21 protein-coding genes are annotated in these 20649 nt (G+C 69.9%); 6 read left to right on the forward strand and 15 right to left on the reverse strand.

Features of this window, described 5'->3' with window-relative positions; all coding sequences use genetic code 11:
* The first annotated feature begins 9 nt into the window (after positions 1–9).
* Complete coding sequence (locus IE307_RS29030) at positions 10–651, forward strand: response regulator (RefSeq protein WP_191302572.1); 642 nt, start codon at positions 10–12, stop codon at positions 649–651.
* On the opposite strand, the gene sthA is transcribed toward IE307_RS29030, so the two are convergent.
* Positions 652–2067: a Si-specific NAD(P)(+) transhydrogenase gene (gene sthA, locus IE307_RS29035; RefSeq protein WP_191302573.1), complete on the reverse strand. Its 1416-nt coding sequence runs from the start codon at positions 2065–2067 to the stop codon at positions 652–654.
* Positions 2068–2077: 10 nt separating this feature from the next.
* Positions 2078–3082, reverse strand: coding sequence for a hypothetical protein (locus IE307_RS29040; RefSeq protein WP_191302574.1), 1005 nt, complete (start codon positions 3080–3082; stop codon positions 2078–2080).
* Between the two features lie 146 nt (positions 3083–3228).
* On the opposite strand from IE307_RS29040, the gene IE307_RS29045 reads away from it, so the two are divergent.
* Together IE307_RS29045 and IE307_RS29050 are read left to right on the forward strand one after the other, a co-directional pair.
* Positions 3229–3897, forward strand: coding sequence for a DNA alkylation repair protein (locus IE307_RS29045; RefSeq protein ID WP_191302575.1), 669 nt, complete (start codon positions 3229–3231; stop codon positions 3895–3897).
* A gap of 225 nt (positions 3898–4122) precedes the next feature.
* A complete protein-coding gene (locus IE307_RS29050) occupies positions 4123–4632 on the forward strand; it encodes a GNAT family N-acetyltransferase (protein ID WP_308436410.1) in 510 nt (169 codons plus the stop codon).
* Here the strand turns inward: IE307_RS29050 and IE307_RS29055 are convergent.
* From IE307_RS29055 to pheS, 3 genes are all read right to left on the reverse strand, one after another.
* A complete protein-coding gene (locus tag IE307_RS29055) occupies positions 4601–5098 on the reverse strand; it encodes a hypothetical protein (protein WP_191302576.1) in 498 nt (165 codons plus the stop codon). The genes IE307_RS29050 and IE307_RS29055 overlap by 32 nt on opposite strands.
* A 423-nt stretch (positions 5099–5521) precedes the next feature.
* Complete coding sequence (pheT, locus tag IE307_RS29060) at positions 5522–7999, reverse strand: phenylalanine--tRNA ligase subunit beta (protein WP_191302577.1); 2478 nt, start codon at positions 7997–7999, stop codon at positions 5522–5524.
* A 5-nt stretch (positions 8000–8004) separates the two neighbouring features.
* Positions 8005–9072 carry a phenylalanine--tRNA ligase subunit alpha gene (gene pheS / locus IE307_RS29065; RefSeq protein WP_191302578.1) on the reverse strand — a complete coding sequence of 356 codons (1068 nt, stop codon included), beginning with the start codon at positions 9070–9072 and terminating at the stop codon, positions 8005–8007.
* Positions 9073–9219: 147 nt separating this feature from the next.
* On the opposite strand from pheS, the gene IE307_RS29070 reads away from it, so the two are divergent.
* Positions 9220–10983 (forward strand): HSP90 family protein, encoded by a 1764-nt coding sequence (locus IE307_RS29070; protein WP_191302579.1) that lies wholly within the window; start codon positions 9220–9222, stop codon positions 10981–10983.
* Between the two features lie 2 nt (positions 10984–10985).
* Positions 10986–13688: a tetratricopeptide repeat protein gene (locus tag IE307_RS29075; RefSeq protein WP_191302580.1), complete on the forward strand. Its 2703-nt coding sequence runs from the start codon at positions 10986–10988 to the stop codon at positions 13686–13688.
* Here the strand turns inward: IE307_RS29075 and IE307_RS29080 are convergent.
* From IE307_RS29080 to infC, 5 genes are all read right to left on the reverse strand, one after another.
* Complete coding sequence (locus tag IE307_RS29080; RefSeq protein ID WP_191302581.1) at positions 13685–14575, reverse strand: S41 family peptidase; 891 nt, start codon at positions 14573–14575, stop codon at positions 13685–13687. The genes IE307_RS29075 and IE307_RS29080 overlap by 4 nt on opposite strands.
* Positions 14576–14611: 36 nt before the next feature.
* Positions 14612–15454, reverse strand: a complete 843-nt coding sequence (locus IE307_RS29085; RefSeq protein ID WP_191302813.1) for a TrmH family RNA methyltransferase — start codon at positions 15452–15454, stop codon at positions 14612–14614.
* Complete coding sequence (gene rplT / locus IE307_RS29090; RefSeq protein WP_090067920.1) at positions 15451–15840, reverse strand: 50S ribosomal protein L20; 390 nt, start codon at positions 15838–15840, stop codon at positions 15451–15453. Before rplT ends, IE307_RS29085 begins: the two co-directional genes overlap by 4 nt.
* A gap of 79 nt (positions 15841–15919) precedes the next feature.
* Positions 15920–16114: a 50S ribosomal protein L35 gene (gene rpmI / locus IE307_RS29095; protein ID WP_086663968.1), complete on the reverse strand. Its 195-nt coding sequence runs from the start codon at positions 16112–16114 to the stop codon at positions 15920–15922.
* Positions 16115–16164: 50 nt separating this feature from the next.
* The gene (gene infC / locus IE307_RS29100; RefSeq protein ID WP_191302582.1) at positions 16165–16776 is read right to left on the reverse strand and encodes a translation initiation factor IF-3; all 612 of its coding nucleotides are present in this window, start codon (positions 16774–16776) and stop codon (positions 16165–16167) included.
* A gap of 298 nt (positions 16777–17074) precedes the next feature.
* Here infC and IE307_RS29105 point away from each other — a divergent pair, with 298 nt between their 5' ends.
* The gene (locus IE307_RS29105; RefSeq protein ID WP_090096082.1) at positions 17075–17416 is read left to right on the forward strand and encodes a DUF1844 domain-containing protein; all 342 of its coding nucleotides are present in this window, start codon (positions 17075–17077) and stop codon (positions 17414–17416) included.
* 35 nt (positions 17417–17451) lie between these two features.
* Here the strand turns inward: IE307_RS29105 and IE307_RS29110 are convergent, their stop codons facing one another.
* From IE307_RS29110 to IE307_RS29130, 5 genes are all read right to left on the reverse strand, one after another.
* Positions 17452–18105, reverse strand: coding sequence for a hypothetical protein (locus tag IE307_RS29110; RefSeq protein ID WP_191302583.1), 654 nt, complete (start codon positions 18103–18105; stop codon positions 17452–17454).
* The gene (locus IE307_RS29115; protein WP_191302584.1) at positions 18102–18692 is read right to left on the reverse strand and encodes a hypothetical protein; all 591 of its coding nucleotides are present in this window, start codon (positions 18690–18692) and stop codon (positions 18102–18104) included. Before IE307_RS29115 ends, IE307_RS29110 begins: the two co-directional genes overlap by 4 nt.
* Before the next feature lie 75 nt (positions 18693–18767).
* On the reverse strand, positions 18768–19523 hold the full coding sequence (locus IE307_RS29120; protein ID WP_191302585.1) for a DUF7919 family protein: 756 nt from the start codon (positions 19521–19523) through the stop codon (positions 18768–18770).
* On the reverse strand, positions 19520–20170 hold the full coding sequence (locus IE307_RS29125) for a hypothetical protein (RefSeq protein ID WP_229905172.1): 651 nt from the start codon (positions 20168–20170) through the stop codon (positions 19520–19522). The genes IE307_RS29120 and IE307_RS29125 overlap by 4 nt, the downstream gene beginning before the upstream one ends.
* A gap of 89 nt (positions 20171–20259) precedes the next feature.
* A complete protein-coding gene (locus tag IE307_RS29130; RefSeq protein ID WP_089923748.1) occupies positions 20260–20640 on the reverse strand; it encodes a RidA family protein in 381 nt (126 codons plus the stop codon).
* Positions 20641–20649: the final 9 nt, after the last annotated feature.

Genomic DNA, 20649 nt, shown 5'->3' on the forward strand with positions numbered 1-20649 from the left:
GTGCGCAGCGTGATCCGAGTGCTCATCGCCGACGACGAAACGCTCATGCGCGCCGGCATCCGGCTGATCCTGGAGAACGACCCGGACATCACCGTCGTCGCCGAGGCGAGCGACGGCAGGCAGGCCGTGGAGCTGACGTTGAAGCACTCCGTCGACGTGGCGCTGCTCGACATCCGCATGCCGGGCGGCGACGGGCTCAAGGCCGCCGAGCAGATCGCGTCGCGGGTCAACGTCGTCATGCTCACGACGTTCGGCGAGGACTCCTACGTGGCGCAGGCGCTCAAGGTCGGCGCGACCGGGTTCCTGCTCAAGGACACCCCGCCGCAGGAGCTGATCAACGCCGTCCGCAAGGCGGCCGCCGGAGAGCCGATCCTCGCGCCGCAGATCACCAAGCGCCTCATCGAGAGGCACCTGACCGCACCGAACGACGGCTCGGAGGCGCGCCGCAAGATCGACACGCTCACCGAGACGGAACGCAACGTGCTCAAGCTCGTGGGCGAAGGGCTGTCCAACACCGAGATCGGCGAACAGCTCTTCATGGCGACCGGCACGGTGAAGGCGCACATCAGCCGGATCCTGCCCAAGCTGGCGGTCACCAACCGCGTGCAGGCCGCCATCGTGGCCCACGACGCCGGCCTGACGCGGTCGTGATCACTGGGTGGTGAAGCGGTCCAGCGCGCGGATCTTGTTCGTGGCGTCGAGCGCCGCGATCTTGTAGGCCTCGGACAGCGTCGGGTAGTTGAAGACCGTGTCGACCAGGTAGTCGACCGTGCCGCCGCAGCCCATCACGGCCTGGCCGATGTGCACGAGGTCCGTGGCGCCTGTGCCGAAGACGTGCACACCGAGGATCTTGCGGTCCACAGTGGACACCAGCAGCTTCAGCATGCCGTACGCGTCACCGATGATCTGGCCACGCGCGAGCTCGCGGTAGCGGGAGATGCCCACCTCGTACGGAACCGCGGACGACGTGAGCTCGGTCTCCGTCGCGCCGCAGTACGAGATCTCCGGGATCGTGTAGATGCCGATGGGCTGCAACGCCGTCAGGTCGTGCACCGGTTCGCCGAACGCGTGGTACGCGGCCAGGCGGCCCTGGTCCATCGACGTCGCGGCGAGCGCCGGGAAGCCGATCACGTCGCCGACGGCGTAGATGTGCTCGACGGGCGTGCGGTAGTGCTCGTCGACACTCAGCCGGCCTCGGTTGTCCGCTTCCAGCCCGGCGGCGGCGAGGTCCAGCTTCTCGGTGGTGCCCTGCCGGCCCGCGGAGTACATGACGGCGGAGGCCGGGATGCGCTTGCCGGACGCCAGCGTCGTGATGGTGCCGCCCTGCGACACCTGGACGTTCACGACCTTCTCGCCGAAGCGGAACGTGACGGCCTGGTCGCGCAGGTGGAACTTCAGCGACTCGACGATCTCCGGGTCGCAGAAGTCCAGCATCCGCTCCCGCTGCTCCACGACCGTGACGCGGGTGCCGAGCGCCGCGAACATCGACGCGTACTCGATGCCGATCACGCCCGCGCCGACCACGACCAGCGACGACGGGATCTCCGTGAGCGCGAAGACCTCGTCGGAGTCGAGGATGCGTTCCTCGTCGAAGTCCACGACGGACGGACGCGCGGGCGTCGTGCCCGTCGCGATCACGATGAACTCGCCGGTGATCGTCGTGTGGTCGCCGCGGTGGGCACCGTCCACGGTGATGGTGTGCTCGTCGACGAACCGGCCGAAACCGTTGAGGAGGTCGATGCCGTTGCGGTGCAGCTGCGCGCGCACGACCTGCACCTCACGGCCGATCACGTGCTGCGTGCGGGCCATCAGGTCGTTGATCGTGATGTCCTGCTTGACCCGGTAGCTGGCGCCGTACAGCTCGCGCTGGCTCATGCCGGTCAGGAACATGACGGCTTCGCGGAGCGTCTTCGACGGGATGGTGCCCGTGTTCGCGCAGACGCCGCCGACCATCTCCTGCTTGTCGATGATGGCGACGCGCTTGCCCAGTTTCGCACCCGCGATCGCCGCCTTCTGGCCGCCAGGACCAGAGCCGATGACGATCAGGTCGTAGTCGTACGGCGTCATGGTCGCAAGCCTACTTCGACGGCTGCGATTCCACGTCGGAACCGCTGAACGGCAGCAGGTCGATCAGGCGGGTCGTGGCGCGGTAGTCGGCGACGCGGTCCGCGAACGGCCGTTGCACGATCTTGTGCACGGCGTCCCTGCTCAGCCGCTCGTAGGCGGGCACCGTGTCGTTGCCCAGGAAGTCCCAGCGCGCCGCCCGGTCCGCGTAGTTGAACGCGGGCAGCGGGCCGCCGAACAACGGCCGGTACTGCGCCGGGGTCTTCCCGCCCGGCACGGGCATCGGCCCGGCGACCGTGATCGCGTAGGTGACGATCTCACCGGGCGGCAGCAGCCGGGACCGCATGCGGTTGAACTGGCCCGCGATCACCAGGTTCTGCTCGCGCGACGAGAACTCGTAGACGGCCTGGGCCGGGTCCTCCCACGCCGTGGTGGTGGCCGGGTCGATGATGCCCGCGTCGCGCATCTCCCGGACGGCCTCGATCCCTCCGTGCAGGTACGCGGCGTGCATCGCGCCCAAGTCCATGAAGATGTGCTTCTGCATCGACATCAGCATCGACGAGAACCAGCGCAGCTCCGGGACCGAACCGAGGTCGAGCATCCCGGCGGCGAACGCGGGCGCGCCGATGTTCGCGAAACCCATCCACCGCAACGTGTCCGGGTGCGTCAGGTAGAGCTTGGCGTAGAAGTCGTAGACGGCGAAGATCACCGCCCGGTTCGCGGCGGCGGGCCGCTGCGGGTCCCATTCGGACAGGTTCACGCCCGCGTCCTCGGCGGCGCGGACGATCCAGTACTGCCACAGCAACGCCTTGAACCTCGTCGGCGCGATGCCCTCGGCCCGGTACGCGGCGAGCGCCTGCTCGATCGTGGCACGGTCGGACGGCAGATCGGGGTGCACGCCACCCCGCTGTTCGCCGTTTCCGTTCACCAGCGGCAGATCGAGATAATCCACCGTGTCCGCTTTGGTGGCGCCCATGCTCCCCAGCACGAGCGCCGCCACAACCATGAACACACGCATGAGCGCGAACTGTATAGGTGCCCAGCGGCCTTTCCGTTCACAGAAGCGCCCGGTCAAGTGATGTTTTGCCGCTTCGTTAGCACTTTCGGTACCCATGGGGCCATAAATCTCAACAGGGCTACTCCTAATGCCTATACCGTTTGGGCGTGACCCTTAAGGTTTCCTTGATCGACGCGGTTCGAGCGGGACTCGAGGAGCTCGCGGATCCGGTGAAGGCACCGGAGATGCAGGCGTACATGAAGTCCGACATGCCGTTCCTGGGCGTGCAGAAACCGGGACGCGCGGCGTTGCTGAAGTCGTTGCCGCAGTTGCACGACCGGGACGAGTGGCTCGACGCCGTGCGGACGTTGTGGCGCGAGGCGACCTATCGCGAAGAGCGCTACATGGCGTTGTCGTTGAGCGGTGATAAGCGCTTTCAGTCCGTTGATCTGCTGCCGTGGTTCGACGAGATGATCGTCACCGGCGCGTGGTGGGACTACGTCGACGAGATCGCGTCGAAACGCGTCGGTCCGTTGCTGCGGTCGGATTCGGCCGTCGTGCGGCCGTTGATGCTGAAGTGGTCGGCCGACGCGGACCGGTGGCGGCGGCGGACGTCGGTGATCTGCCAGCTCGGGTTCAAGGGCGCGACGGACGTGGATCTTTTGACGGCGTGCGTCGACGCCAATGCGGACGACCCGGACTTCTTCCTGCGCAAGGGGATCGGGTGGGCGCTGCGGGAGTTCGCGAAGACCGAGCCGGGGTGGGTGCGCGCGTTCGTCGAGGCGCGGCCGGGATTGTCGCCGCTGTCACGGCGCGAAGCGTTGAAACATCACTAGTGGTGTGGCACAGAACGTTGCCGGTGCATTCGTGGTCAGACGGGTGTGTCGCGGTGCCTCCCCCACGCCCTCGTACTGGTTGTACGGGGGCGTGGGGGAGGTGCCGCGACGGATCCTGCTGAGCGCGAATACGCCGCCCACGTTCTGTGTCACACCACTAGTGTCTGTCCACATGGAGGGGAATCACGTCAGGCTCGAACCGTTGTCGTTGGACCACGCCCAGGATTGTTCGACGTCACCCGCGACCCGGACATCTGGACGTGGCTGCTGAGCCCGCAACCCGCCGATGTGGACGACATGCGCGAGTGGGTCGCAGCGGCGACGATGTCGCGGGAGGCGTTCGCTCAGATCGAGGTCTCCACGGGACGGGTGGTCGGCACGACGTCGTTCTACGAGGTGGCGCCGGAGCACCGCAGGCTGGTGATCGGGTACACGATCGTCGGCGGCGAGTGGCACGGCACGGCGATCAACCCCGAGGCCAAGCTGCTGTTGCTGACCGAGGCCTTCGAGGCGCGCGGCGCGCTGCGGGTCGGCTGGTACACCGACGCGGCGAACGTGCGGTCGCAGCGGGCGATCGAGAAGCTCGGGGCGTCGAGGGACGGGGTGCTGCGGGCGAACATCACGCGGCCGGACGGGACGCAGCGCGACACGGTCGTCTACTCGATGGTCCCCTCGGAGTGGCCCGCGGCGAAAACCCGGCTCGCTAGCCGTGTTTCGCGCGACCCGAGTAGGTGAGCGGGAAGACGAGCTCGGCGCACGCGGCCGGCACGTCCTGGGCGACCTCGACCTTCATGACGACCTCGACGGCGCCACCTGCCGGGATCTCCACGATGTCGGTGAGCGGGACGACCGTCAGCACGCCGGCCGGGCACCCCTCGACGCGCTGCTGGGTGGCGTCGAGCGGCTGACCGGGCACGGCCGACAGGCTCTCGACGATGATGACGACCGGGTTGGGGTTCGACAGGCGCACCTTGCGCTCGCCCACCGCACCGGGCGTGAGCTCCACGGGCGCGCCGGAGATGTCGTTGATCTCGAACGGCTTGAGCTGCTGCATGCCGGACTCGCCGCTGCTCACGGAGTACGCCATCGCGGGCAGTTCGGGCTCTGGCCACGTGAGGTGCATGGCCGCCACGACCGCCGCGCCGAGCATCAGGATCGTCAAGGACACGGCGATCTCAAGGCGCGGGCCCAGACTACGCATGGCGCAACTCTCCAGAGTCGTTGCTCCCAGGCGGTGGGTTCGCCTCTAGCTCCCCACCGGACCGGCGACCAGACTCGCCCGGTGGTTCATCGCTTCGCCCCTCGGCCCAGCGGGCCGCGCCGCCAATATTGGAGAAGCTTCACGTACTGCGCAAGCGTCCGACGGGCGCCGATTTCCCCTTGTAATGAAGGACCTTCGGCACCTTGACAGCTACGCAGGGCTACCACCTGCTGATTTGATCCCAAATCCCGGCGAACGGGATTCAGCCGATCGAGCGAACTTTTCATGGGCAATTCATCTATGACACGGCGACTGGACTCAGAACTGGCCAGCTGCGGTGTTGCCACAAGACCATGTACATAAGGACGTCACACGCGAAAGGCCCGGAACTCTCGAAGAGTCCCGGGCCTCCTGCTAGGACGATCAGGCGCGCAGAGCCGCGCCCAGGCGCTCGGCAGCGGCGGCGACGGCGGCGTCGCGGGCCGACGTCGCCTCCTCCACCGTGAGCGTGCGGTCCGGCGCGCGGAACCGCAGGGAGTACGCGAGCGACTTCTTGCCCTCGCCTGCCTGCTCACCGGTGTAGACGTCGAACAGGCGGATGTCCTCGAGCAGGTCGCCCGCGGACGCGCCGAGCACCTCGGACACCGACTGCACCGGCACGGAGGCGTCCACGACCAGCGCGACGTCCAGCAGCACCGGCGGGTACGCCGACACCATCGGGGCCGGGCGGTGGTCGTCGAGCGGCAGCGCGTCGAGGTCGAGCTCGAACGCCACGGTCCGCTTGGGCAGGCCCAGCGCCTCGACGACCTTCGGGTGCAGCTCACCGGCGTGACCGACGGGCCAGTCGCCGACGCGCAGCTCGGCACAACGGCCGGGGTGCCACGGCAGCAGGTCCGACGACACGACGCGCAGCGTCACGCCGTAGGCGGCACCGACGCGGCGGGCGGCCTCGACGGCGTCCGACCAGTCGGCGAGACGGCCCTTGCCCCACCAGCCGGCCAGTTCGCGGTGGCCCGTGAGCACACCGGCGACGTGCAGCGGCTGGTTCGGCAGCGAGGCCAGCAGCGAGGCCACCTCGGCCTCGGTCGGCCTGCGGTCCACGCCCAGCGACGGCACGGGGACCTGCTGCGCGCGCGGCAGCGTGACCTGGGCGATGTTGTAGAGCGAGACGTCCTTCGCACCGCGGGCCAGGTTGCGCTGCAGGGTCTCGAGCAGGCCCGGCAGCAGGGTCGTCGCGAGGACGTTCTTGTCCGCTTCCAGCGGGTTCAGCACGCCGACGGTGTTGCGGCGGATGTCGTCCGCGGCGAGACCGAACGCGTCGAACACCGACGGGTCGATGAACGGGAACGGCTTGACCTCGACGAAACCGTCCTCGGCCAGCGTGCGCCACACCGTGCGGCGGCGGCGCTGCTGCTCGGTCAGGCCACGACCGGCGGGCGCGGGCGGCAGCACGGAGGGGATCGTGTCGTAGCCCTCCAGCCGCAGCACCTCCTCCACCAGGTCGGCGGGCTGCACGAGGTCGGCACGCCACGTCGGCGGCACGGCCGTGACGATCGTCTGGCCCTCCTCCGAGGTGGTCACGGAGACCTGGCAGCCGATCTGGCCGAGACGCCGCGCCGTGACGCCGCGGGCGTAGCGGACACCGGCGACGCGGTCGGGCAGGTCGATCGGCATCGACACCGGCTCGGGCAGCGCGGGCGCGCCCACGTCGGTGCGGCCGGGCTTGATCTGGCCCTCGGCGTAGTGGTTGAGCAGCTTCGCGGCCCGTTCCAGGGCCACCGGGGCCAGCGCCGGGTCGACGGTGCGCTCGAAGCGCTTCGCGGCCTCGGAGGGCAGCTTGTGGCGGCGGACCGTGCGCGCGATGGACGCCGGGTCCCAGTTCGCGGCCTCGAGCAGGATGTCCGACGAGCTGTCGCCGACCTCGGTCGACGCGCCGCCCATGACACCGGCCAGCGAGATCACGCCGGAGTCGTCGGCGATCACGATGTCGTCGACGTCGAGAGCGCGCACCTGGTCGTCCAGCGTCGTGAGCTTCTCCCCCGCCAGCGCACGGCGGACCGTGAGCGCGCCGGAGAGCGACGCCGCGTCGAACGCGTGCAGCGGCTGGCCGAGTTCGAGCATCACGTAGTTCGTGACGTCGACCGGCAGCGAGATCGAGCGCATGCCCGCGAGCATCAGGCGGCGGCGCATCCACCACGGCGTGGGCGCGGTCGGGTCGACACCGGTCACCCGGCGCGCCACGAACCGCGAGCAACCGGGGCGGTCCTCGATGTGGACCGGCCACGCCTCGCCCTCGGGCTCGGGGACCTCGACGGTGCCGGGGTCGCCGAACGGCACCTCGAGCGCGCAGGCGATCTCGCGGGCCAGGCCGCGGACCGAGAACGCGTAGCCGCGGTCCGGGGTCGGCGCGAGCTCGATGACGCTGTCGTTCAGGCCGAGCAGCTCCATGGCGTCGTCGCCGGGCTGGGCGGTGCCGGTGGGCAGCACGAGGATGCCGGAGTGGTCGTCGCCGATGCCGAGCTCGTCGGCGGCGCAGATCATGCCCTGCGACACGCGGCCGTACGTCTTGCGCTCGGCGATCGCGAAGTCGCCCGGCAGCACGGCGCCGGGCAGCGCGACGACGACCGAGTCGCCCTCGACGAAGTTCGTGGCGCCGCAGATGATCTGGTTGACCTGCTCGGGGCCGACCTCGACCTTGCAGTAGCGGATCGGCTTCTTGAACTCGGTGAGCTCCTCGATCTCGACGACGCGACCGGCGACGATCGGGCCGGTCACCGGTCCGAGCGGGGTCACCTCCTCGACCTCGATGCCGATGCGGGTGAACGCCTCGGCGAGCTCGTCGGGCGTGGGGACTTCGTCGAAACCGAGGTGTTCGACCAGCCAGCTGACCGGGACGCGCATCCGGATCAGGCCTCCGTTCCGAATGGCTGGGTGAAGCGGACGTCGCCCTCGACCATGTCGCGCATGTCGGGGAGACCGTTGCGGAACTGCAGCGTGCGCTCCAGGCCCATGCCGAACGCGAAACCGGAGTAGACGTCCGGGTCGACGCCGGTGGCGCGCAGCACGTTGGGGTTGACCATGCCGCAGCCGCCCCACTCGACCCAGCCCGCGCCGCCCTTCTTCTCCGGGAACCACACGTCGACCTCGGCCGACGGCTCGGTGAAGGGGAAGAAGCTGGGGCGCAGGCGGGTCTTCGAGTCCTCGCCGAACATCGAGCGCGCGAACGCGTCGAGCGTGCCCTTGAGGTGGCCCATGGTCAGGCCCTTGTCGATCGCGAGGCCCTCGACCTGGTGGAACACCGGGGTGTGCGTCGCGTCGAGCTCGTCGGTGCGGAACGTGCGGCCGGGGCACACGACGTACACCGGCAGCTCGCGCTCCAGCAGCGTGCGTGCCTGCACCGGCGAGGTGTGCGTGCGCAGGACCAGCTGCGAGTCACCCGGCGCGATGTAGAACGTGTCCTGCATCGAGCGGGCCGGGTGGTCCTTGCCGAAGTTCAGCGCGTCGAAGTTGAACCACTCGGTCTCGAGCTCGGGGCCCTCGGCGATCTCGTAGCCCATGGCCACGAAGACGTCGCCGATGCGCTCGGCGAGGGTGGTGATCGGGTGGCGCGCGCCGCGCGGGAAGCGGTCCCAGGGCAGCGTGACGTCGACGGACTCCTCGCGCAGGACGCGCTCGTCGCGCTCGACCTGGAGCACGGCGAAGCGCTCGTCGAACGCGGTCCTGATGGCGGACTGCGCCTCGTTCACCCTCTTGCCGGCCTCGGCCTTGGCCTTGGGGGGCAGGGCGCCGATCTCGCGGCGGGCCAGCAGCACGGGCGACCGGTCACCGAGGTGGCCGGGCTTGACCGCGGCCAGTGCCTCGAGGTCGGCAGCTCCGGCGAACGCCTCGCGCGCCTTCTGCACGGCCGCGTCGAGGTTCTCGGCCGACAGCGCCGCGACCTGCTTCGGGTCGTACGGGTCGTTGGCTCCGGACATGGTTGGTGGACAGCTCCCAGGTTTTGATCCACACGCGGACTTCGGCTATGAACAGGCCGATCCTAGTCGGTGCCGTGTTGACCGCTCGGAGCGCTTCCGTTAAAGGGCGGCACCGGGCCCGTGGTCGTCCCTAGGATGGGCGGCATCATGTCGCACACCTTCCGCGTCGACCTGCGCGGCATCATCGACCTGCTCAGCCACCACCTCTACAGCAGCCCGCGCGTCTACGTGCGCGAACTGCTGCAGAACGCCGTCGACGCGATCACGGCGAGGCGCGAGCTCGACCCGTCGTGCTCCGCCGGCGTCACGATCACCTGCGGGTCCACGCTGACGATCACCGACACCGGCGTGGGGCTCACCGAGTCCGAGGTCCACGAGCTGCTGTCCACGCTCGGCCGCACGTCGAAGCGGGACGACCTGGGGTTCGCCCGCGAGGGGTTCCTCGGCCAGTTCGGCGTCGGCATGCTGTCGTGCTTCCTCGTCGCCTCGTCCGTGACGGTGATCACGCGGTCCGCCCGCGGCGGTCCGGCCGTGCGGTGGGAAGCCGATTCGTCCGGCAACTACACCGTGTCGGTTGTGGACGGTGACGTGCCGGTCGGCACGACGGTGAGCATGACCGCCTCACGCGGCAACGAGCACTGGCTCGAAGCGGACGTCGTGCGCCCGTTGGTCGTGGACTACGGCGATCTGCTGCCGGCCGTCGTGACGCTGGACGGCGCTCAGGTCACCCGCGGCGTGCGCCCGTGGGACGGCCTGGACGACGGAGAGGACGCGGACCTCTCCGCCTACTGCGAGCGGGTCTTCGGGTTCACGCCGTTCGAGGCGATCCCGATCGAGGTCGAGGCGGCGGGACTGACCGGTGTCGCGTTCGTGCTGCCGTCCGGTGTCCACCCCGGAACGCGCCAGACGCACCGCGTGTACCTGAAGCGGATGCTGGTCGGCGACAACGTCGAGGGCCTGCTGCCGGACTGGGCGTACTTCGTGCGGTGCGTGGTCGACGCGTCCGCGATCCGGCCGACGGCGTCGCGCGAGTCGCTGTACCAGGACGAGATGCTGCTGGCGGTGCGCGAGGAGCTGGGCGAGCAGATCCGCGACTGGCTGATCAGGCTGGACGCGATCGAACCGCGCCGCGCCGGTGAGCTGCTGGCCGCGCACCACCTCGGCATCAAGTCGCTGGCGCGCTCGGACGACGAGATGCTGCGGCTGGTCGAGCGGTGGCTGCCGTTCGAGACCACCGAGGGCGCGATCCCGTTGCGGCAGTTCAAGCGCAAGCACGGCGCGATCCTCTACATCCCGGACGTCGACGAGTTCCACCAGCTCGCGCCGGTCGCCGCCGCGCAGGGCCTGGGCCTGGTGAACGCGGGCTACGCCTACGACATGGAGCTGCTGAACCGGCTCAGCGCGCTGGACGGCCCGTCCGTCGCGCGCAGGGTGGCGCCCACGGAGCTGCTGGCGGCGCTGGCCGATCCCGAACCGGACGTCGAGAAAGCGCTGCGGCTGCGGCTCTCCGAGGGCGCGGCCGCGCTGGACCGGCACGACTGCGACGCGGTGATCCGCGACTTCGACCCCGTCTCGCTGCCCGCGTTGCTGATCACCAACGCCGAGCAGCAGCGCAAGCTCGACACCGAGCAGACCGCGGAGGAGGTCACGGACCCGTTGTGGGCGGAGCTGCTGGGGCAGCTGACCGCGGGTTCCGAGACGTCGCGTCCCGAGCAGCTGGTCCTCAACTGCCGCAACCCGCTCGTGCAGCGGCTGGCGCGGCTGACCGACCCCGCGCTGGTGGAGCTGACGCTCGAATCTCTCTACGTGCACGCCGTCCTGCAGGCTCGGCGGGCGATGCGACCGAAGGACACGGCGGCGCTGAACCGCTCGTTCCTGGAACTTCTCGACCGTGCCGTTGGGGGCAAGTGAACATGGCCGACTTCACCGCGGAAGACGCGGAACGGGCGTTCCTCGAGGCGTACAACATGCCGACGGGGATGCCGAAGCACGAGGCGCTGGAACGGGTCGCGCGCATGTCCGACGCGCTCGGGCACCTGCCTCTCGGGGTCTCGTGCCGGACGGCGCTGATCGACTCGGCGTACTACCTGTCGCGCTACGACCTGATGCTCGCGCCGTTCGCGTGGGTGCGTGCCGCGGAGGAGAAGGACCCCGAGGCGTTCAACGAGTACGAGGTCCACTCGCTGAACTGGGCGCACAAGTGGATCGCCACGGGACTCCGGCGCGACCCGAAGTTCTCGCTGGAGCAGCTGCAGGCCGTCATCGGGCAGCTCGCGGACCGCTACGCCAGGCTCGGCTTCTCGGTGCAGCCGGTGCACGGCGCCCGCGCAGAGTACGCCTACCACGTGGGTGACCTGACGGGCCTCGCCGAGCACCTCGGGCGTTATCTCGCAACGGAACGCGGGCCGATGGCGGACTGCGAGGCCTGCGTGGTCGAGGAGCAGGTCGGGATGCTGGCGCGCCTCGGCCGCCACCAGGAGGCCGCGGCCCACGGCTGGGAGGGCCTGGCGGGCCAGACCGGCTGCGCCACCCAGCCGCAGGGCATCCTGTCCGCGCTGCTGTGGCCGTTGCTGGAGATCGGCGAGCTCGAGAAGGCCGCGCACGCGCACACCACGGCGTACCGGTTGATCAAGGACGACGAGATCACCTCGTACGTGCACGAGCACATCCGGTTCTGCGCCCTGACGGGGAACCTGGAGCGCGGCGAGGAGATCCTGCGCCGGTCGCTGCACAAGGTGACGGGCGTGCAGCTGCCGGCCGACGAGATGTCGTTCGCGGAGTGCGCTTCCGTGCTGTTGCGGCGCCTTCCCGCCGACGCGGTGTTCGAGGTGCCCGCGGTCGGCACGCGGACCGCCGCCGAGCTGCTCGACCGGCTGTCGAAGCGGGCGTTGCAGCTGGCGAGGCAGTTCGACGAGCGCAACGGCACGCCGACGTGGACCGAGCGGATCACGAAGTCGCTGGAGCAGGAGGACTACCCGGCCGTCGAACTGGCCGTGCCGTCCGCGCCGGTGGCCGCGCCCGCCGAGGAGTCCGTCGTGTCCAGCGACCCGGTGGAGATCGCCGAGTCGATGGTGGCGCTGTACGACCAGGGCGACTTCGTGAAGGCGCGGCGGATGCTCGACTCGCTGCCCGCGGACATGGACTCGTTGCTGCCGCCCGATCTCGCGGCGCACGCGGGCATCCGGCGGATGACGACCGGGCTGGTCCCGTTCGACCCCGAGGCCTTCGAGCAGCTGCTGACCGCGCTGCCCGCCGACCTCGCGCTGCGCTACCAGGCCCGGCTCGCGATGGGCCTCGAAGGCGGCCGGGAGCTCGCGGAGAAGTGCCTCGCCGAGGCGACCTCCGACTACACGCGGACGGTCGCGGCGTTGTCGCTGGCCGAACTGCTCGACGGTGAGCACGCGCACGAGCGGGCCGACGAGATGCTCGCGCTCGCGTCCTCTTTGGACGTCCCGGAGCTGCGCGGCCGCGTCGCCGTGGACTCGGCGGAGCACAAGGCGCGGCAGCAGGACCTCGAAGGCGCGTACGCGGACGTCCTCGCCGCCATGGCGGGTGACCTGCGGCCGAACGCCCGGTTCGAGGGCTACCGGCTGCGGTTGCGGCTCGAGACGGTGATGCGCAAGGTTCCCGAGGCGGTGGCGACGGCACGCGCGTTCGTGGCTGCGTTCCCGCTGCCGGAATCGGCCGAGGCGCGCTGGTTCCAGGTCGCGGCGATCCAGGAGCTGGACCAGGAGGGCGCCAGCCTGGGCGATCTGCGTGAGGCCGTGGCGATCTCGCGCGTGCACCTGTCCCCCGGTCACACCGCGCACTTCTGCTTCGCGCTGAGCGGCGGTTACGTGCAGACGGACCGGTTCGTCGAGGCCGCCGAGGTGCTCGAGGAGTCGTTGCGGCTGCTGCAGGACGGGCAGGAGGACCTGCGGCTGCAGGTCGTGTTCCGGCTCGGGCAGGTGTGCCGCAAGCTGGGCGAGCTCCCGGCGGCCGAGCGGTACCTGCGCGAGGCCGCCGACCTGCTGCCGCCCGAGGAGAACGGGCGCCGGGCGTTCCTGCTCGACGCGCTCGCGTCGGTGCAGGGCCAGCTGGACAAGCACGACGAGGCGATGGCGTCGTGGCGTGCCGGTGCCGCGTTGTGGCTGCAGGAGGGCAACCTCTCCGAGGCGATCGGCTCGCTGGTCGAGCTGGCGTCGAGCCTGCCCGACGACGAGGTCGTGGAGACGCGCGCCGCCGTGGACGAGGCCGAAGCCCTGCTGCCGCAACTGGAAGACCCGCGGGAGATCACGCGGCGGCAGGCCGAGATCGCCGCGATCCGCGCGTGGGTGCACGGCCAGGTCGGCGAGTTCGCGCTGGCGATGAAGCAGTACCGCGACGCCGAGGAACTGGTGGTGTCGCTGGGCGACGAGGGCTGGCGGGTGTTCGTCGTGCTGAAGTCGGCGAACATGCTGCTCAACGCCGACGACGCCGAGGGCGCGGAGGCCGAGGCGCGCCGGGCGGCATCCCTGCTGCCCGACGACCAGCAGGTCGGCAACGTGCTCTCGATGTTGTCGGAGGCGTTGCGGCGCCAGAACAAGCCTTCTGGCACCGATCCGCTCGTGCGCGAACTGACGGCTCGGCTGGATTAGCCGTTTGCCTTCGAGGTGGCCTTCTCGTAGGCCACCTCGAAGGCCTCGTCCTCCGGCACCTGGATGTGCGGGACGACGCCGACGCCCTCCCAGTTGGTGCCAGAGATCGGGTTGATGGCCCGGCCGTTCGGGATCGACGACTTGAGGTGCGGGCCGACCCGGTAGCGGTCGCCGGGGTGGGCGCCGCCCTTGGTGGTCTCGCCGATGAGCGTCGCGCGCTCGGTCTGCTGGAGGTTGTAGCTCAGTTCCTCGGCGCCGGAGAACGTGCGGCTGCTCGTGAGGACGTAGACGGGCTTCTCGCCGCCGAACTTCGGGCCCGGCACGTGCGGGAGCGTCCAGAACTGCGTGGTGGAGTCCTTCGGGCGGTTGTAGATGTCGTTGAGGTGCACCGGTTCGTCGAACAGGTAGCTGCAGACCAACGCGACGGTGTGCGGGTCACCGCCGCGGTTGTTGCGCAGGTCGATGATCAACGCGTCGGTGTGCGCGATGAGGTTCATCGCGGCGACGTAGGCCGGCGTCGCGATCTCGGCGTCGTGCAGCAGGCGGAGGTCGAGCAGGCCGACGTTGCCTTCGAGCCGTTCGACCTTGTGGATGCCGAACGCGTCGAGCTCGGCTTCCTTCTTGTACGCCACCGGGTCCCAGGCCGACTCCTGGCCGGTCTCGGGGACCTCCTCCGCGCTGAAGAGCAGGCGGAGGTGCTTGTCGCCGTTGACCGACTGCAGGTCCGCGGTCACCTCGGCCGCGAACTCCTCGTCATCGTCCACATCGGAGTAAGCGCCCTCGTCCAGGCGGACGCGGAGGACCTTCGCGATCTCGTTCGCGGTGTCCGGGAAGACGTAGTAGGAGGCGAGCTGGGAGCAGAGGAGGTCGATCTCGGGTTCGCGCACGGGCGCACGATAGCCGCGCGCCCGTGACCCGTCAGCTCAATTCCGCTGGTCCCTGGCGGAGGCGTAGAGGCACACCGCGGCGGCCGTCGCGAGGTTCAGGCTCTCGGCGGCGCCGTACAGCGGCACCTTCAGCGAGGTGTCCAGCTTCGCGACGACGTCGTCGGGCAGGCCGTGCGCCTCGCTGCCGAACACCCACGCGGTGGGCTGGGCGAGTTCACCGTTCGCCGACGCCTCGACCAGGTCCTGCTTCGCGTACCCGTCGGCGGCGACCAGCCTCAGGCCAGCCCGGCGGCACGCGGCGAAGACCTCGTCCGCGTCGCGGGACCGGACGATCGGCAGGTGGAAGAGCGAGCCGGTGGAGGCGCGCACGCACTTGCCGTTGTGCGGGTCGACCGTGTCGCCCGCGAAGATCACCGCGTCGGCTCCGGCCGCGTCGGCCACGCGCGTGACGGTGCCCGCGTTGCCCGGGTCGGAGACGCCGTGGAGCACGGCGACGAGACGCGGGGTGCCCCGCAGTGCGGCTTCGAGAGGCTGCGGCACGACGTCGCAGACCGCGACGAGCCCTTGGGGCGTCACGGTTTCCGACAGGGAGGCGGCGGCCTTGTCGTCGACCTCGCTGATCCGGACGCCCTGGTTCGAGGCGGTCTGGAGCAGTTCGGCGTTGCGCTGCGCGGCCGTCGCCGTGACGAAGAGCTCGTGCACCTCGCCGGACTTCCAGGCGAGTGCCTCGCGCACGGCCTGGGCGCCCTCGACGAGGAAGCGACCGGCCTTGTCACGGCCCTGGCGGCGGGTCAGGTGGCGAGCAGCAACGACCCGAGGCGTCCGTTCGGTGAACGGAGCTGCCTCGGGTCGGTTGTGCTCGCGAGCGTGCTGGCTCAGGCCTGGTCCCCGGCCGGAGCGTTCACGTCGGCCGGGAGCGCCTTGCGGGCGATCTCGACGAGCGCCGTGAAGGCGGTGGCGTCGTGGACGGCGAGGTCCGCGAGGATCTTGCGGTCGACCTCGACACCGCCCAGGCGCAGGCCCTGGATGAGGCGGTTGTAGGTCATGCCGTTCGCACGGGACGCGGCGTTGATGCGCTGGATCCACAGCTTGCGGAAGTCGCCCTTGCGCGCACGGCGGTCGCGGTACGCGTAGTTGAGCGAGTGGAGCACCTGCTCCTTGGCCTTGCGGTACAGCCTCGAGCGCTGGCCGCGGTAACCGCTGGCGAGCTCGAGAACGGTACGACGCTTCTTCTGGGCGTTTACAGCCCGCTTGACGCGTGCCACGGGTACATCCTGTCGATCTCATGGGGAAACCGGCGTCGGGGGCCGGTTTCCCGAGTTAGCTAGGGGGTGTCGAAGCGGGTCAGAGACCGAGCAGCTTCTTGATGCGCGGGGCGTCGTTCTCCGACACGACCGCGGTGCCGCTCATGCGACGCGTCACCTTGCTGGACTTCTTCTCCAGGATGTGGCGCTTGCCGGCCTTCTCCCGGAGGATCTTGCCGCTGCCGGTGACCTTGAAGCGCTTCGAGGTCCCGCTGTGCGTCTTGTTCTTCGGCATTTCCGTCCTCGTCTCGTGCTACCCACCGGAGTCGGGGGCGGGCGTGCGTCCTACGCCTCTTCCGAAGCGGTCTCGTCCGCCTCGGTCGCGTCGTCGTCGTGCTTGACCACGCGCGGCTTGATGTTCTTGTGCGGCGCCAACACCATGATCATGTTGCGGCCGTCCTGCTTCGGGTTCGACTCGACGAAGCCCAGCTCCGCGACGTCCTCCGCCAGCTTCTGCAAAAGCCTGTAGCCGAGCTCGGGGCGCGACTGCTCGCGACCGCGGAACATGATGGTCACCTTGACCTTGTTCCCGTGCGAGAGGAAGCGGGCCACGTGGCCCTTCTTCGTCTGGTAGTCGTGCGGGTCGATCTTCGGGCGGAGCTTCTGCTCCTTGATGACCGTCAGCTGCTGGTTCCGACGCGACTCGCGAGCCTTCTGCGCGGTCTCGTACTTGAACTTGCCGTAGTCCATGAGCTTGCAGACCGGCGGGCGAGCCTGAGCGGCGACCTCGACGAGGTCGAGATCCGCTTCCTGCGCGAGTCGGAGCGCGTCCTCGATGCGAACGATCCCGACCTGCTCACCATTCGGCCCGACCAGACGAACTTCCGGCACCCGAATGCGGTCGTTGATGCGCGGCTCGGTGCTGACGGGTGCACCGCGGTTCGAGGGACTTGTCATTCACGTCCTTTGAGACTCGGTTGCGCCAAAGACAAGAGCCCCGTCGTCGAATGTCGACAACAGGGCCCGCTTCCAACCGATCTCACACCCGACCTGCTGGCACCCGTGTGCCGGCGATCCGATGGACCGGACCCGGCCACCTCAAGAAGCGGTGATCGCGGGTGGGAGCGGGGCTCCACTTGCCGCTCTCGCACTCACGAGAGCTGGTCGCGTCGGAAATACTAGCAGACGCTCTTGACAACCCCCGAATCGCGGCCTGTGACGTGGGTCCTGCCAGGGCGCTTGCTTCAATGTGGGCGTGACCGATCCGCTTGAAGACGACATCCGCGACCTGGGCGACGTCCCCAGCATCGAGGTGATCAGCCGGGCCGCGGTGATGCTGCTGTCCGCCTCCGCGGAGCGCCTGGGCCTCGCAGACCCGGACCCCGACAACTCGCCGCGCCGCGACCTCGACGAGGCCCGCCGCCTGATCACCGGCCTCGCCGGCCTGGTCACGGCGACCTCCGAGTACCTCGGCCCGCACGCGGCGCCGTTGAAGGACGGCCTGCAGTCGGTGCAGCGCGCGTTCCGCGAGGCCTCGGCCGTGCCGGACGAGCCGGGCCAGGGGCCTGGCGAGAAGTTCACGGGTCCCGTCTACTGACCTCCGCGACGCCGGCCTGTTCGCGCGGGCCGGCGTCACTCGGCGCGGACCACGACCGGTTCCCACGGCTCCGCCTTCACCTGGAACACCGCGCTCGCGCGTTGCCCGGTGGCCGCGCGGAACGTGATCGCGGAGCCGTTGTACAGGGGCCCCACCTCGATGTGCTCGACCGGCGGCTCGTCGTACTGCGACAGCCCGAGCACCCGGCTGCCCGGCACCACGGACACCGTGAGCTGCTCGATGACGGCGGGCCCGCCGAAGTAGCTGAGCCGGAACTCGTCGGGCGCGCCGGGCGTGATCGCGAACGTCGGCATGCCGACGCGGCTGCGTTGCGAGGCGAGGACCTCGACCATCTCGTTGACCTGTGCCGTCACCTGCTGGGCGACGAGCTGCGCCTCGTCGGCGAGCACCCGCGACGCCGTGGCCGCCTCCGCCGCCCTGCCGACGGCCTCCTCCGCCTTCCCGGCGGACTTCTTGGCCTCCTCGGCCGACGTCCTCGCCTGGAAGGCGCTGCCCGTGGCCTGCTCGACGGCCTTGCGCGCGGCCTGCGCCTCCTCCTGTGCCCTGGCGGCGGCCTCGGCCGACTGCTTCGCGGCGTCCTGGGCGCGCTTGGCCTCGCGGGCCTGCCACAACGACACGGCCACCGCGCACATCGCGACCACGGCGGAGATCACTGCGAGGACGATCATGCCCGCACCCCCACCGAGGCCAGCTGACGCCGTGCCAGCTCGTCGATCACGTCCGTGTCCCCCGTCCGCCACGCCACCGCGGGGTCGCCGTCGAACTTGCCGAGCTCCCGCGGCGACAACGATGTGAGCGCTCTCAGGGCGAGCAGATCCGGCTTGTCGCGCAGACGGGCGGTGTTCGCGGCCTTGCGCGCGTACCGGAGCCGCAGCGGCAGCCAGGTGATGAGCAGGAACAGCACCGGCACGACCACCAGTGCCGCCGCCAGCCAGAACGCGGAGTCCTCCACCACGCCGATCTGCGCGTTGCCCGCGCTGGTGAGCGTCTCGCCGGCCTTGCTGCCGTTGCCGAGCGCCCCCGCGAGGTCCTCGCCCACGAAGGGCACGCCCCGCGCCTTGCCCGCGGCGTTGGTGAAGGCGTCGCGGATGCTGCCACCCGCGTTGACCAGTCCGTCCCCCGGCGCCCGCAGCTCGAGCACCCAGTCGTGGACGGTGGTCGCCACCCAGATCCAGAGCGCGACCCAGCCGACGGCGAGGAGATCGGCGATCAGCTGACGCGTGAACCTGACAGGTCTGTCCGCGTACCACTTCATGCGCGGATGGTGTCACAACGCCCGCGGCGGCCCGGCGCCTCGCTGAGACTCCGGACCGCCGTTGCGACGAACAGCTCAGTCGTCGGAGTCGTGCAGATGCGCGCCCTCGCTCAGCAGCAGCAGCGCCGCACTCCCCGGGCCGATCCGCCTGATGCCGTGATCCGAGAAGGCGCGCACCTCACCGAGCGAGTCGACGGCGAGGAAGTGGTCACCGGTCACACCGACGGGAAAAGCCTCGCGGAAGGTCTTGTGCCACTGCACGAACCGATCCGCCGCCCCCGTGCAGCGCATCGGGTCGAGGTCGACCACCTCGCGTCCGCGCACCGTCAGCCCGCCGAACTCCGCCAGGAACTCCTCGGCGGCGTCGTGCCAGCCGAGCCCGGGAAAGGCGCGGCGCCAGGCGGACGTGTCCACCGATCGGCCCTGCTCCCACCCGGCCGCCCTGAGCACCCGCCGGGTCGACCTCCGCCCCTTGAGGTCGTGCTCCAGCACGGCGTCCACGAACACCCGCGGCGGCAGGTAGTGGTGATCGCGCACGTAGTGGCCCACCAGCACGGGCGCCGAGTACCGGACGCCGTCCGCGTCGACGTGGATCTCACCGTTCGCGAGGGGGAGGTCGCCGAACTCCCGCCGGCCGTCGCAGAACTCGCAGACGTGGAAGCCGCGCATCCTGTTCCGGGGCCGTTTGCCCATGCGCCACAACGCCTCGGCCAGACCGTCGGGCGCGGGGCCGGTCGGGAAGTCGTGCGGAGGGCCGAGCCAGCCGACGTTCACCATCGGCACCCGCGACTCCGAGTACTCGTACGGCGACAGGTCCGGGTAGTGCGTCACGTTTCCTCCAGGTCGCCGACTTCGGTGTGGCAGGCCGTCCTGGCCCAGTAGCGCGCGTCCTGGTGATCGGCCAATCCGCTGTGGAGCAGTCGGCGGTGGTCGTGCCAGAAGGCGTTCACCCGAGTCACGGCCTCCGCCGCGCCCAGCCCCAGTTCGGCCACCATCACCCCGGCCATCTCCTCCATCAGTTCCTGCTGGATGTCGTCGCACGGGTAGAGGAAGGTCACCGGTTCGTTGCTGAGCACCATCGCGGGCGTGTCCCACTCCAGGAAGTCCGCCGAGTACGGGAGGTTTCCCGGGTGCTCGGCCCAGAACGTGACTCGAGCGGTCCGCGGAACGTCGTCGTGCGGTTCGGAGAACGTGAACAACGCCTTCACCTCCCGATCCGCCCTGCGGAGGCACTCGCGCGCGTACCGGGTGGACCACTCGATCAACACACCCACGTCGTCGTGGTGCGGGATGCCCCAGCCGTTCACCCTGGCCTCGTAGCCGATGAGATCGTCGATCGGACCGGCCGGTCCCAAGCGCATGGCGCTCAGCAAACAGGCACCCGACTCGTCCCGCGCCCAGCCATCCGCCGCGATGCGGGCGAGACTCCGGGGCAGCGCGGCCTCGCGCGGCCGCGCTGACACGAGGTGCGCCCTCATCGGTCTGTTCGGTCTCTCCGAAATCACGCTTCCCCCAGAAACGCCGAACGGGGCGCACCCGAGTTGGGCGCGCCCCGCAGCACGGTAGATCAGTCGACGACGGCGAGCGCGTCGATCTCCACCAGCAGCCCGGCCGGCAGCCCCACGTACACCGTGGTGCGCGCGGGCGCCGGGTCGGTGACGAACTCGCCGTACACCTCGTTCAGCTCCGCGAAGTGCGCGGTGTCGGTGAGGTAGACGCGGATCATGACGACGTCGTCGATGGACGCGCCACCGGCGGCGAGGACGGCGTGCAGGTTCGCGAACGTCTGGCGCGTCTGCTCGGCCACGGTGGTGCCGACGATCTCGCCCGAGGACGGGTCGAACGCGACCTGGCCGGCCACCTGCAGGATGTTGCCCTTGCGCACACCCTGCGAGAAGCGGGCCACCGGCTGCGGAGCGTCAGCGGTCTTGATCTCTACCTTGGACAACGGATCTTC

Source organism: Lentzea cavernae (genome assembly GCF_014653695.1).
Classification (GTDB): Bacteria; Actinomycetota; Actinomycetes; order Mycobacteriales; family Pseudonocardiaceae; genus Lentzea; species Lentzea cavernae.

Bases quoted from the DNA above. Each gene is read 5' to 3' on its own strand.
- sthA (WP_191302573.1), bottom strand. From the start codon at position 2,067: ATGACGCCGTACGACTACGACCTGATCGTCATCGGCTCTGGTCCTGGC.
- IE307_RS29040 (WP_191302574.1), bottom strand. From the start codon at position 3,082: ATGCGTGTGTTCATGGTTGTGGCGGCGCTCGTGCTGGGGAGCATGGGC.
- IE307_RS29055 (WP_191302576.1), bottom strand. From the start codon at position 5,098: ATGCGTAGTCTGGGCCCGCGCCTTGAGATCGCCGTGTCCTTGACGATC.
- pheT (WP_191302577.1), bottom strand. From the start codon at position 7,999: ATGCGCGTCCCGGTCAGCTGGCTGGTCGAACACCTCGGTTTCGACGAA.
- pheS (WP_191302578.1), bottom strand. From the start codon at position 9,072: ATGTCCGGAGCCAACGACCCGTACGACCCGAAGCAGGTCGCGGCGCTG.
- IE307_RS29070 (WP_191302579.1), top strand. From the start codon at position 9,220: ATGTCGCACACCTTCCGCGTCGACCTGCGCGGCATCATCGACCTGCTC.
- IE307_RS29075 (WP_191302580.1), top strand. From the start codon at position 10,986: ATGGCCGACTTCACCGCGGAAGACGCGGAACGGGCGTTCCTCGAGGCG.
- rpmI (WP_086663968.1), bottom strand. From the start codon at position 16,114: ATGCCGAAGAACAAGACGCACAGCGGGACCTCGAAGCGCTTCAAGGTC.
- infC (WP_191302582.1), bottom strand. From the start codon at position 16,776: ATGACAAGTCCCTCGAACCGCGGTGCACCCGTCAGCACCGAGCCGCGC.
- IE307_RS29110 (WP_191302583.1), bottom strand. From the start codon at position 18,105: ATGATCGTCCTCGCAGTGATCTCCGCCGTGGTCGCGATGTGCGCGGTG.
- IE307_RS29115 (WP_191302584.1), bottom strand. From the start codon at position 18,692: ATGAAGTGGTACGCGGACAGACCTGTCAGGTTCACGCGTCAGCTGATC.
- IE307_RS29125 (WP_229905172.1), bottom strand. From the start codon at position 20,170: ATGAGGGCGCACCTCGTGTCAGCGCGGCCGCGCGAGGCCGCGCTGCCC.